Source organism: Paenibacillus pedocola (assembly GCF_031599675.1).
GTDB lineage: Bacteria > Bacillota > Bacilli > Paenibacillales > Paenibacillaceae > Paenibacillus_AQ > Paenibacillus_AQ pedocola.
This window is the reverse complement of sequence record NZ_CP134223.1, coordinates 3,474,704-3,486,807: the sequence shown is the minus strand read 5'-3', so window position 1 is coordinate 3,486,807 and position 12,104 is coordinate 3,474,704. Positions and strand designations below refer to the sequence as shown.

10 protein-coding genes are annotated in these 12,104 nt (G+C 52.2%); 8 read left to right on the top strand and 2 right to left on the bottom strand.

Features of this window, described 5'->3' with window-relative positions; genetic code table 11:
- Positions 1-74 precede the first annotated feature (74 nt).
- Positions 75-350, top strand: coding sequence for a hypothetical protein (locus tag QU597_RS15200; RefSeq protein WP_206100215.1), 276 nt, complete (start codon positions 75-77; stop codon positions 348-350).
- Between the two features lie 70 nt (positions 351-420).
- On the opposite strand, the gene QU597_RS15195 is transcribed toward QU597_RS15200, so the two are convergent.
- Entirely contained in the window at positions 421-1,767 is a 1,347-nt protein-coding gene (locus QU597_RS15195) for a TrkH family potassium uptake protein (protein WP_310828798.1), read from the bottom strand.
- 149 nt (positions 1,768-1,916) lie between these two features.
- Between QU597_RS15195 and QU597_RS15190 the strand changes: the two genes are divergently transcribed.
- Both QU597_RS15190 and QU597_RS15185 read left to right on the top strand, forming a co-directional pair.
- Positions 1,917-2,270, top strand: a complete 354-nt coding sequence (locus QU597_RS15190) for a VOC family protein (RefSeq protein WP_206100213.1) — start codon at positions 1,917-1,919, stop codon at positions 2,268-2,270.
- 23 nt (positions 2,271-2,293) lie between these two features.
- Entirely contained in the window at positions 2,294-2,800 is a 507-nt protein-coding gene (locus QU597_RS15185) for a GNAT family N-acetyltransferase (RefSeq protein ID WP_206100212.1), read from the top strand.
- Positions 2,801-2,978: 178 nt separating this feature from the next.
- Here the strand turns inward: QU597_RS15185 and QU597_RS15180 are convergent, their stop codons facing one another.
- Complete coding sequence (locus QU597_RS15180) at positions 2,979-4,301, bottom strand: hemolysin family protein (protein WP_206100211.1); 1,323 nt, start codon at positions 4,299-4,301, stop codon at positions 2,979-2,981.
- 115 nt (positions 4,302-4,416) lie between these two features.
- Between QU597_RS15180 and QU597_RS15175 the strand changes: the two genes are divergently transcribed.
- The 5 genes from QU597_RS15175 to QU597_RS15155 all read left to right on the top strand — a co-directional run bounded on the left by QU597_RS15175 (position 4,417) and on the right by QU597_RS15155 (position 11,771).
- The gene (locus tag QU597_RS15175) at positions 4,417-5,184 is read left to right on the top strand and encodes a DUF1836 domain-containing protein (protein WP_310828797.1); all 768 of its coding nucleotides are present in this window, start codon (positions 4,417-4,419) and stop codon (positions 5,182-5,184) included.
- Positions 5,185-5,262: 78 nt separating this feature from the next.
- Positions 5,263-6,477, top strand: coding sequence for an MFS transporter (locus QU597_RS15170; RefSeq protein WP_310828796.1), 1,215 nt, complete (start codon positions 5,263-5,265; stop codon positions 6,475-6,477).
- Positions 6,478-6,664: 187 nt separating this feature from the next.
- Complete coding sequence (locus tag QU597_RS15165; RefSeq protein WP_310828795.1) at positions 6,665-8,248, top strand: TerB N-terminal domain-containing protein; 1,584 nt, start codon at positions 6,665-6,667, stop codon at positions 8,246-8,248.
- Positions 8,249-8,256: 8 nt separating this feature from the next.
- On the top strand, positions 8,257-9,576 hold the full coding sequence (locus tag QU597_RS15160; protein WP_310828794.1) for an ATP-binding protein: 1,320 nt from the start codon (positions 8,257-8,259) through the stop codon (positions 9,574-9,576).
- Complete coding sequence (locus tag QU597_RS15155; RefSeq protein WP_310828793.1) at positions 9,573-11,771, top strand: DEAD/DEAH box helicase; 2,199 nt, start codon at positions 9,573-9,575, stop codon at positions 11,769-11,771. The genes QU597_RS15160 and QU597_RS15155 overlap by 4 nt, the downstream gene beginning before the upstream one ends.
- Positions 11,772-12,104: the final 333 nt, after the last annotated feature.

Here is a 12,104-nt window from a genome sequence, read left to right as displayed (position 1 = left end):
AAGAGAGGAAATTGCCCATATATCAATGCTATACTGGGGATGTGAGATTGAACTGATGAAAGGTAGGAAAAAGCATGAACGTAGAAATTGTCAAAGCAGAGCTGAAACGCGAGGAAGACAAAAGCTTTGTCGGGAGAACAGTATTCACCATTGAGCAGCATAAGTTCCCGTATGAGATCACTTTTTTCAGCAAACGCGGTAGTGAATGGGATTACAGTCTAAGCTTCGCCGGCGAGCCGGGAAGTGAAGAGCAGTTCCTGGAAGTGGATACTCTGCTGGAGAACGACGATGATTTCTTTAATCAGCTGCTGGATGCCGCTTTGGACACCCAGGAGGACGTAGAAGAATAACAAGCAAAAAATGCGACCGCTTAGAGGAGGACAAGAGTGCCTGCCTGCTAAGGGTCGCATTTTTATTCATTTAGCCGATAGTAATGTTGCCTTCGGGGTACCGGTAAAGCTCTTTATTTTTTTTGGGTTTAATCGCATAGGCAAGAGTTAGGGGGCCTGTCCGCCCGATGAACATCAGAATGATGACCAGAATTTTACCGGCCGTCGTCAGCTCCGGTGTCAGTCCCATCGTTATACCGGAGGTGCCGAATGCGGACACAGCCTCAAACAGTACGGTCAGGAAGTCTGCACTCTCTGTAACCGACAGCAGCATAGTCGCGGTTACGACGAGAATTAGTGACAACAGCGTCATTGTAATCGCCCGATAGACATTGTCTTTGGATATCCGGTGGCGGAACATGACAATATCCTCCTTGCCCCGGATTCTGGCATATACAGTAACGACCAGAAGGGCAAAGGTGGTGATTTTGATACCGCCGCCGGTAGATCCGGGCGCAGCCCCGATGAACATCAGCAGAATCATCAGAAACTGGGTAGATTCGCGCAGCAGCGGGATCTCAATCGTAGTGACGCCACCGGAACGCGGGGTAATCGCCTGCAGGAAGGAGGCCATAATTTTACCTCCGGCATGCAGCGGTTTCAGCGTAGAATTCAGCTCCAGCCAGAAAAAGACTGCCGCACCGATCACGATCAGAGCTGCTGAACTAGACAAGACTACTTTGGAATGCAGGGTCAGCCGTTTGCGCTTCGGAAAGTCAACTACGTCTGACAGTACGATAAAGCCAATGCCGCCGAGGAAGATCAGCAGCATGGACGTAATATTCACAATCGGATCCTCTACATAACGGGTAAGGCCGCTGAATGGCCCGTGGACGTCTCCGAAGAGATCGAAGCCGGCGTTGTTGAAGATAGAAACGCTATGGAACAATCCGTAGTACAAGGCTTTGCCAACCGGCATATCTATCAAAAATCTTGCAGCAAGCAATATGGCTCCACTGAGCTGAATGACGAGCGAGTAGATTAATACCCGGCGGATCAGCTTTACGATTCCCTGCATCGAATTCTGGTTCATCGATTCCTGGAGCAGCAGCCGTTCTTTCAGTGAAATCCGTTTGCTGAGCACCAGCGTAATTAAAGTCGCCATTGTTACGAAACCCAGACCTCCGAACTGGAACAGTACCAGTAACACAACCTGGCCGAATACGGTCAATTCGGTTCCGGTATCAATAACGGCAAGTCCGGTAACACAGGTGGCTGAAGTTGCCATGAATAATGCATCGATGAATGAAATACGGTCACCCGTCGAAGCAGCAGGTAAATATAATAGCAGTGTTCCGGCTGCGATCAGCAGGATAAATCCAAGCGATAATATTTTGGGGGGTGTCAGTCTAAGATGCGCGAGTGATAAATTAGCCAAAATAATTCTCCTGACATCATAATATAATTTGCCAAGATTATATCATAAGTAGTTGCCGCTTCACTAAAGAGCGCAGGAAATTGGCAGATTTTATCGAATTAATAAGTGTTAAACCTATTCTTCAATTCTTAGAGGAGGCTATACTCGCTGTGACAAGTCCGATTCTGAATCAGATTGGCGCCGTCTTCATCCCGGTCAGCGACATTGAAAGGTCAAAGAACTGGTACTGCAGCTTATTGGGACTTCCGCTGGATGGCGAGGTATTGTTCGGACATTTATATGTGGTGCCGATGCAGGGCCCGGGAATTGTTCTGGACAGTAAAATTTTCACTTCTGAATCCGTGCTCAAAGTACCTTCCTTTCATTTGAACACAGAGGATATTGATGCTGCTTATGATTATGTCAAAGCGAGCGGGGCAGAGATACTCACAGATATCGAGCATGATCACTGGTTCAATTTCAAAGACCCGGATGGGAATGTTCTGATGATTTGCCGCTGTTGAAGGTGACGGGAGGGGGACTGGCCATGATCGTAACACTGCGTAAGCTCGTTCCAGAGGATGCTGCCGGACTGTTAAGTCTGCAGCATGCTCTGGACCGGGAGTCTTCATTTATGCTGCTGGAGCCTGATGAACGTCAGACCGGGCTGCAGCAGGTCAAAGAAATGATTGAGAGCTTTACCGCCTCGGAAACTTCGATATTGATCGGAGCAGAGGTGAATGGGGGGCTGGCCGGTTATTTATCGGTCAGGGGTGGCAGTGTAAGGCGGAATAAACATAGTGCCTACATTGTTATTGGTATCCTGCAGCAGTATCAGGGCATGGGGATCGGCAGCGGATTATTTCAGGAAATGGAAGCTTGGGCACGATCCGCGCGTATCGTACGCCTTGAACTTACTGTTATGACCCATAATGAGCGGGGGATCGCACTGTATAAGAAATGCGGATTTGAGATTGAAGGCATGAAGAAGAAATCTTTGAACATCGGCGGAGAATGGGTGGACGAGTATTATATGAGCAAGATTATTGATTAACTGGAATTTCTGCCGGTAGTTCTGTTAGAATTGACGGGAGAAATTCTATTTAACCGTTAATCGGATCCGTTCGAATATGGGTAAAACAAAGGCGCTCCTGTAAAGGGGCGCCTTTCTTCTATATAAGGTTTATATGATTCATACTATAAATTATCCTTCTACTTCACTATGAGCCTGATTATTCCTGATGCTGTGACGAATCTGCCGTATTTTTCTGACCGATATGCACCTCAACCTTGCGGATACGGTTCTTATTCATTTCACGTACCGTAAGGGTAATATGCTCATGGTCAATGCTTTTGCCGATTGCCGGCTCGTCCAAGTGGCTGTACAGCCAGCCCCCGATAGTCGTTACCTCGTCATCATGCAAATCAATGCCGGCCTTCTGTTTAATCTCAAGCAGTGAAACCTTGCCGTCGAAGAGGTAATGGGAATCGCTGAGCTTCTCCACATTCCTTCTCTCATCCCCGTCGAACTCATCACGAATCTCACCGACAATCTCTTCCAGAATGTCTTCAATTGTAATCAGACCTGAGGTACCGCCATATTCATCCAGCAGCAGGGCAATGTGCACACGCTCCAGCTGCATGCGGGTCAGCAGGGTTTTGACCGGTGTAACCTCGGATACGGTCAGCAGCGGCAAAATCAGCTTTTTGAAATCGAAATCAGGATCATTATCATATTGTAAATACAGCTGCTTCGTGTTGATCATGCCAATAATATTGTCTTTACTGCCATCTGCAACCGGGAAGCGGGTGTATTGTTCCTTGCGGATGATATCGAAATTCTCCTTTAATGAGTGGTTGGAGAACAGGCAGATCATATCGGTCCGCGGCACCATAATTTCCTTGGCCAGCATTTCATCAAAATTAAAGATCCGGTTCACATAACCGTATTCAGCTTTGTTGATCTTACCGTTCTCATAACTCTCAGAGAGGATCAGACGAATTTCTTCCTCGGAATGCGCATCACCATGCTCACTGGCCGGCTTCATCCCGAACAGACGGACAAGCATATTGGCGGAGCCGTTCATTATCCAAATCAAAGGGTAAAGAATTTTGTAGAACCAAATAATCAGCGGTGAAGTAAATTGACCGATTTTTTCCGGAATGTTTATAGCTGCAGTCTTCGGAGCAAGCTCACCCACAACCACGTGCAGGAAGGTAGCAATGATGAAGGCTAGTGCGAACGCAATAGGCTCACTGACGCTGTGGCTGATATTCACCATATCGAACAGTGGAAGCAGCAGCTGCTCAAAAGCCGGTTCAGCAAGCGCCCCGATACCGAGTGCGGTGATGGTAATCCCAAGCTGACAAGCGGACAGGTAACCATCCAGGTTAGCGGAAACCCGCTGCACAGCAAGTGCATTCTTCTTGCCATCGAGGACCATCTGGCTCACCTGGCTACCTCTAAGCCGTACCACTGCAAATTCCGTAGCTACAAAAAAAGCGGTTAAGATAATCAAAATAGCCACCAACGTCAAACTAAGTCCTATACCCATAAAATCTTTACCATCCCTCTCGTCTTTAAAATAGGTTATACTCATTTTATGAGTTCATATGAACTTATTGTACGAACTTTTAAACGAAAAATCAAATGGCGAAGGGGTGCCATCTATGGAAGCTTTTACTTTGAGCCGCAAAGAAATGTCGGGTCTGCTGCTGTCCCTGACCGAAAATGGTGATCGGAAGCCGCTGCGTATATTGCAGGAAGCCTGGACCAAATTCCATCAGGAAGAGGTGCAGAAGGGGTTGTCCCTGCCTGCTTTTTTATCTACGGATATCCCGCCGATCCTGCAGAAAATTATTAAAGGTACCAGAGTCAAAGGCCTTTCACTTGCAGATATCGCTGCCCTGGGACATCTGATTGAGTATTCCACACTATCTGTTACCGCTATGCAGAACTGGGTGAAACGCGATTTCAAAGAATATTTAGGTTCACCGCGGGAAGGGAAGAAATATTCTGTGAATCAGGCCGCGCTTCTGTTTATAATAGATGACCTCAAAGCAGTGCTTGATTTCGAGAGCATCCGCCAGCTCTTCCGCATCCTGTTCCTGAAGCCCGAACGTGATGATGATGATCTGGTTGAACCAGCGGAACTGTACTACGGGTATGCCGAGCTGTTTGAAGACCTCAAGACAAGTCCGGCTCTGCAGGCGCAGGGGATTGCTGAACGGAGTGCCCATAAGGAATATTCCTGGAAAACGGACAGAACCATCAGTGGATTTCTGGAGAAAAGAATGGACAGGCTTACACATCTCACACGGTCGCAAAAGGATGCCGTACAGAACATGCTGATGATTGCGGCGATTTCCGTGCAGACCTGTTATTTTCAATCACTGGCTAGGCAATACTTTAATGCTGCGTTATTCCTTGATTTTTAATCATTGCAAAATTAAAATGTGTAGGAGTAACAAATCGTTCCAGGTAGAATAGTCGGAGTTAGAAAGAGGTGCTTGAGGATGAATCAAATGACGCTGCTGCGCGATCCGAAGAGGCGCAAGCTGCTGCTGAGCGCTGGTTTAAGCTGGATGTTCGACGCCATGGATGTCGGGATGATCTCGTTTGTCGTTGCCGCGCTGGCTAAAGAGTGGGAGCTGGGTCCGGAGAAGATCGGACTCTTAACCAGTATAAATTCTCTAGGGATGGCTGCCGGTGCTGCGGCGGCTGGCATTCTGGCCGACCGTTTCGGCCGCAAATCAGTGCTGCTATGGACGCTGCTGATCTTCTCCCTGGCGAGCGGCTTATCGGCTTTTGCGGCGGGCTTTGCCATACTGTGTGTACTGCGGTTTATTGCCGGGTTCGGCCTGGGCGGAGAATTACCTGTTGCCTCAACGCTGGTATCCGAGAGCATGCCTGCAGCGGAAAGAGGAAGGGCTGTCGTCCTTCTGGAGAGCTTTTGGGCGGTGGGCTGGATCGCTGCGGCCTTAATCGCCTATTTCGTCATTCCGGATTACGGCTGGCGAGTAGCTTTTGCCATAGGGGCCGTTCCGGCGTTATACGCTCTTTATTTACGCCGTGCCATCGAGGATTCACCGCGGTTTGCGGAAATGAAGAAAAAAGCACCGGTACCGCTGGGTAAGCGGATTGCTACTGTCTGGTCACCGGAGTACCGCCGTTCGACGATTATGCTGTGGATTCTTTGGTTCACCGTGGTCTTCTCTTACTATGGAATGTTCCTGTGGCTGCCTACGGTGATGGTGCTGAAAGGATTCAGCCTCGTCAAGAGCTTCGAATATGTGCTCATCATGACGCTCGCTCAGCTGCCCGGTTACTTCACAGCCGCGTATTTCATAGAGAAGTTCGGGCGTAAGTTTGTGCTTGTTATTTATTTACTACTGACTGCAGGAAGTGCCGCCTGGTTCGGGAATGCGACAACCGAAGGCATGCTCATGGCTGCCGGGATCTGCCTATCATTCTTCAATCTCGGCGCATGGGGCGGCATGTATGCCTACACTCCTGAACTGTATCCGACAGCAATCCGCTCCACGGGTGCGGGGCTGGCCACCTCCTTTGGCCGGATCGGCGGGATTCTGGCACCACTGCTGGTAGGTGTGCTCGTAGGGAAATCGGTCGGCATCAGCTCGATATTCCTGCTGTTTTTCGTAACGATTGTCATTGGTGCGCTTGCGGTACTACTGCTGGGAAAAGAGACCAAAGGGATCGAGCTCGACTAAGAGCATAAACTTGTCCATCTGCTACTTGATGTCATTCCGGCAACAGTGCTAATATGAATAGTGAATTGTACAAGAGGCTCGGATAATTCGCGAACAGAACGGTTCCTTCACACCATGTGAACAGGACCGTTTTTTCATAAGATCTGGAAGAAATCATGTCTGCCGTAAGTGAATTGGAGTGATGAAGATGACAAGTGACAGGAACCAGCCGCATTTCACGGAACTGGTCTGGGAAAGCACGGAGCAGAATGTTCCGATCCCTCCGCGTAGTGAAGTGAAATCGGGGATGCCCATTCCTACCGCCGCTAAACCCAAAAAAAGTTCAGAGGATGCGGTGCAGATTCAGCTATGGGATATGGACGAGAAGCCTGAACCGGTGACGACAACAGAAAGCCAATTTGTTGCACGTGCCAGGGAATTGGCCGGAGAAAAGGGGCCGGCGGCGCTGTTTGTCCCCTTTAAGAGCTATTGGCCGACCTACGGGCATATGACCGGAGCGCAGAGCAGGTGGTATTTCTTCTGGCGGGATGAGGTGAGGCAGGGTAGGTATCCGAAGACGGATCTTTCCTATATCTTTCTGCATGTGTATGAGCTGATCAACGGGGTGGGCTGGACAGATCCGCAGGACGGTTACCGTCAGCTGGGTCTGATATGGGAAGCGTACAGGGATCAGTACAAACGGCTGGATCAATATCTCGGCGGCTGGATGGCTGACTTCGCTTTTGTCCATAAGCTGGAGGTTCCGCTGTCGGGCATCGTCGCCCGTTCCCGCGGACTTGCCGGTGATCTGGCAGAGATTGAATTAATGCGCTGCCTGACAGCTGCCCCGGAGCAGCTGACCTTCGAAGTCTTAACGGTGATGTCTGACTATGATATCAGCAAGTCCAAGTTCTATATGGGTGAGGGTAAAGAAGCTGCAGAACGATACATCCCTCTGGTTGTGGCTTTAATCGATGCTTATGTCGCCCGTAAACACGGATCTAATTTAGTAGAAATGTTCCCGCCGGGTCCGGCGGTGATGAGAGAGCGTTATTTGTTCCGCAGTGCAGTGTATGACATTTCACTCTACGGTTATTCAGTGCTTGTACCCGTGGTAAGGATCAGCAAATCACCGCCGCTGCGCAGCCTGATCACCCGCCTGTTCCGTCTGACCGAGAATAAGCTGCGAGAGCTGATGGGCTATCGCGGACGGCTGAAGGATATCAAGGTCGATGCGGATATGGACGAGCTGATCGGCAAGTATCTGCAGCGGGAGTTCCGCAAAGCCGAGCAGGAAGCGAAGGGGCCCGCAGTTGTCATTGATCAGCGGAAGCTGGAGCAACTGCAGAACGATTCCGAGGTGGTCCGTACGCTGCTTACGGTGGAGGATACGGCGGAGCCGGAAAATAACAATGAGAACGATGAGCCGGATATTATTGAACAGCAGGCGATCATACCTGCGGAACAAGTTACTGGCTTAGAACCGGATGAACCGGAGGCAGTGGCGGATGACATGGAAACCGTGATGGCGCACACAGAAGCCGGGGACCATCCGGAATGGGAGCAGTTTAATGCGGAGCTGACTCCATTGCAGCGTGAAGCGGTGCTAGCGCTGGCTGAGGAGGATGGGCTCCTTACGGTGAACAAATTGGCAGCCGACGCAGGAACGATGCCGGAGCTGCTGTTTGATGAAATCAATGAGCTTGCAATGAACCATCTCGGCGATTTGCTGATCGACGGAGAGCGAGTGGCTGACGAATGGATACCTATGCTGCACTATTTAATGAGGTGAATTCCGGAATGAATGAATTGAAAATACCAAAACGCATGACAACGGCGCTGGTTAACTCGCTGACCGCAGGGGTGGTGCCGCGAATCGGGCTGGAGCATATTGCAGTCGGCCGCCGGCCGGAAGTGGAAGCGATACTCAGAGATATGGACAATATTGCTGAGGGAGGCTCCGCTTTCAAGCTGATCACTGGTAAATTCGGCAGCGGAAAAAGCTTCCTGCTGCAGATTATCCGCAACTATGCGATGGACCGGGACTTTGTAGTCGCCGATGCCGATCTGTCGCCGGAACGCCGGCTGGTCGGAACCAAGGGGCAGGGCCTGGGCACCTATCGGGAGCTGATGAGCCATCTATCGACACGCACACGTCCCGATGGCGGCGCACTGGAGATCATGCTGCAGAAATGGATTGTTACCCTCCAGCAGGCAGTGATGAAGGAGAACGGTTATTTGCCGGACTCTCCTAAGCTCGGGGAAGAAGTGGAGCAGCGGATCTATACCGTAGCTTCCGAGATGCGGGGGCTGGTGCACGGCTTTGATTTTGCCAAGGTGCTGGCTGCGTATTGGAACGGGCATAAGCTTGGAGAGGATGAGCTTAAGCAGGATGCGCTGCGCTGGCTGCGCGGCGAGTTCGCCACCCGTACGGAGGCGCGGAAGGCGCTGGGTGTAGGCGTTATTATCGACGATGACAACTGGTACGATTATATGAAGCTTTGGGCAGAATTCACCGGTGCGATCGGTTATAAGGGGCTGCTGCTGTTCATTGATGAAGGTGTGAACCTCTACAAGATTACGAACAGCATCTCCCGGCAGAGTAACTATGAGAAGCTGCTGACCATGTTCAATGACACCATGCAGGGCAAGGCCGAGCGCCTAGGCATCTTCATCGGGGGCACCCCGCAATTCGTTGAGGACGGTCGCCGCGGCCTGTTCAGCTACGAAGCGCTTCGTTCCCGGCTTGTTGCCGGGCGGTACGGCGCAGCCGGACTGAACAACTTCACCGGCCCGATCATTGCGCTGGAGATGCTCTCGCATGAAGAGATCCTGGTGCTCCTGCAGAAGCTGCGGGATATTCATGCCCTGCATTACGGTTATGAGGCCAGGCTGACACAGGAACAGCTGGTGTATTTCATGGAGGAGGCTGTCGGCAGACTCGGTGCAGATGAGCTGCTGACCCCGCGTGAAGTAGTGCGCGACTTCATGGACCTGCTGCATACGCTCAGCCAGCACCCGGAGATTTCCTTCGAGAAGCTGGTAGGCGAACGCACTTCTAAACCGGCCGCTGCAGAAGATAATGAGCTGGACGGGCTGCTCGCGGAGTTTGACCTATGAGTGACAATCCGTTCTACAGGCTGGCTCCTTTCATTAAAGAATTCATCTATAAGAACCGCTGGGAGACACTGCGGGAGGCGCAGGTAGATGCCTGCCGCGTGCTGTTCGATACGCCGCATCATCTTCTGATTGCCTCCGGCACGGCTTCCGGAAAGACGGAGGCGGCATTTTTTCCGGCGCTGACCGAGCTGTACGAGCGTCCGTCCGGCTCCGTGGGAATCCTCTATATTGCGCCGCTCAAAGCGCTGATTAATGATCAATTCACACGGTTAAATGATTTGCTGCGCGAAGGCAACATCCCGGTCTGGCACTGGCATGGCGACGTGCCGCAGGCGGATAAGATGAAGCTGATGCAGAAGCCTTCCGGCGTCCTCCAGATTACCCCGGAGTCGCTGGAAGGTCTGCTGATGAACAGGCCGAATGCCATTCCGGCCTTGTTCCATGATCTGCGCTTCATCATTGTCGATGAAGTGCATGCGTTTATGGGCGCGGACCGCGGCATTCAGGTGCTCAGCCAGCTGGCGCGGATCTCGCGGATGGCCGGCTGCCATCCGCGCCGGATCGGTCTCTCCGCCACGCTTAGCGATTACGCCTCCGTGACGGAATGGCTGGCCGCCGGAACGCGGGAGAGCGTGGAGGTCTCGGCGCCGCAAGGGGGACGCAAGCTCCGCCTCAGCGTCGAGCATTTCTCGTTCCCGGATGCGCGGGACGAGGTGCAGGCCGAGCATCTGGAACGGGCACGCCAGGCTTACTATGGGTTCATCTATGACCATACGCATCTGAAGAAGGCGCTGGTCTTCACCAACAGCCGCACGGATGCGGAGGAGACCATCCTGGAGATGCGGCGGATGGCCGCGAAGCGCGGCGAGCGGGATGTGTTCCATGTGCATCACGGGAGCATCTCCGCGATGCTGCGCGAAGAGACGGAAGCCGCGCTCCGGCAGGGTCCCGGTCCGGCGGTGGCTGCAGCGACGCTTACGCTGGAGCTGGGCATTGACCTTGGCGAGCTGGAGCGCGTGCTCCAGCTAGGGGCGCCCTACAGCTGCGCGAGCTTCGTCCAGCGGCTGGGACGCTCCGGGCGGCGCGGCGATGCCGCCTCGGAGATGATCTTCGTCACGCCGGAGGAAGAGGACGAGGAAGCGCAGCTTCCGGCGCGGATGCCGTGGACCCTGCTGCGGGCGATCGCGGTCATCGAGCTCTACGTGCGCGAGAAATGGGTGGAGCCGCTGAATGTGCGGCAGCTTCCGGTAGGGCTGCTGTATCATCAGACGATGAGCATTCTGAAGAGCATGGGCGAAGCCGAGCCGGAGGATCTGAAGGAAGCAGTACTGAGCCTGCCCTCCTTCAAGGGAATTGATCCTGCTGACTATGATACCTTTATGGAATATATGATCGGCATGGGCCATATCGAAACGATGGAGGAAGGCACGGTGCTGATTGGTCTGGCCGGGGAGAAGATCGTGAACAACTTCCGTTTCTACGCGGTGTTCAAGGACGATGAAGAGCATGTGGTGTACAACGGTACCGAGGAAATCGGCTCAATTACGACGGTGCCGCCGCCCGGCTATTGCTTCACCCTCGCCGGCAAGCTGTGGAAGATTGAGGAGGTTGACACCCGCCACAAAGCGGTCTATGTCAAAAGCTCGCGCGGTAAGGTAGATACCTTATGGCTGGGTGCCGGCGGCGATGTGCATACCCGCATCATGGCCAAGATCCGCGAGGTGCTGGGATCGACGGCACTCTATCCGTATCTTGCGCCAAGCGCAGCAGCAAGGCTTGAACGGGCGCGCCGATTGGCCAAGGAGAGCGGCCTGCTGACGCGCGAAGTGCTGCCCGCTGGCGGCGATTCCATGTTCATTCTGCCCTGGGCGGGAAGCCGGCAGTTCCGAACGCTGGAACGCCTGTTGAAGAACAACCTCAAGGGCCGGCTCGGGCTGCGTTCCATCGTGCCGATGGAGCCGTATTATATGGTTGTGGCCGGACGTACGGACGCCGAAACGCTGGAGGAGGAGATCATTGCCGAGAGTACTGCGGCAACCGATCCGCTGTCTCTGCTCGGGCCGGATGAGGCGCCTTACCTCGGGAAGTATGATGAATTCATTCCCCATGATCTGCTGCGCAAAGCCTTTTCACTGGACGGGCTGGATGTTCCCGGACTGCTGAGTGTCTTGAAGGAGTGGAAGCGGGGACAATAACAATTTCATTAACGATTTCACTAGCTCAGCTAAACTTGCTTATGAACTAGGACCTGGCTCCGATTGTTAGAGGTGGATTTATTGGAGGATTGCACTTCGTGCAATAGATTTCTCAATAATCGGAGACAAATCACATTCTACTGTATTTCGTGCATTAGATTTCGGACGTATGGGGCAAAAGCACTTGAAAAACAAGTTTCTGATGTACAAAGTACAATAGAATGAGTAATCTGGCCGATAATCCGGCAATCTGCTGCAGAGAGTGCAACAGAATGTTTCTTACCATAAATATTATATAGTTCTCACATCGCAGAAGCGGTAGCTATAAAGGGA

Bases quoted from the DNA above. Each gene is read 5' to 3' on its own strand.
- QU597_RS15160 (WP_310828794.1), top strand. From the start codon at position 8,257: ATGAATGAATTGAAAATACCAAAACGCATGACAACGGCGCTGGTTAAC.
- QU597_RS15180 (WP_206100211.1), bottom strand. From the start codon at position 4,301: ATGGGTATAGGACTTAGTTTGACGTTGGTGGCTATTTTGATTATCTTA.
- QU597_RS15200 (WP_206100215.1), top strand. From the start codon at position 75: ATGAACGTAGAAATTGTCAAAGCAGAGCTGAAACGCGAGGAAGACAAA.
- QU597_RS15170 (WP_310828796.1), top strand. From the start codon at position 5,263: ATGAATCAAATGACGCTGCTGCGCGATCCGAAGAGGCGCAAGCTGCTG.
- QU597_RS15175 (WP_310828797.1), top strand. From the start codon at position 4,417: ATGGAAGCTTTTACTTTGAGCCGCAAAGAAATGTCGGGTCTGCTGCTG.
- QU597_RS15165 (WP_310828795.1), top strand. From the start codon at position 6,665: ATGACAAGTGACAGGAACCAGCCGCATTTCACGGAACTGGTCTGGGAA.
- QU597_RS15155 (WP_310828793.1), top strand. From the start codon at position 9,573: ATGAGTGACAATCCGTTCTACAGGCTGGCTCCTTTCATTAAAGAATTC.
- QU597_RS15185 (WP_206100212.1), top strand. From the start codon at position 2,294: ATGATCGTAACACTGCGTAAGCTCGTTCCAGAGGATGCTGCCGGACTG.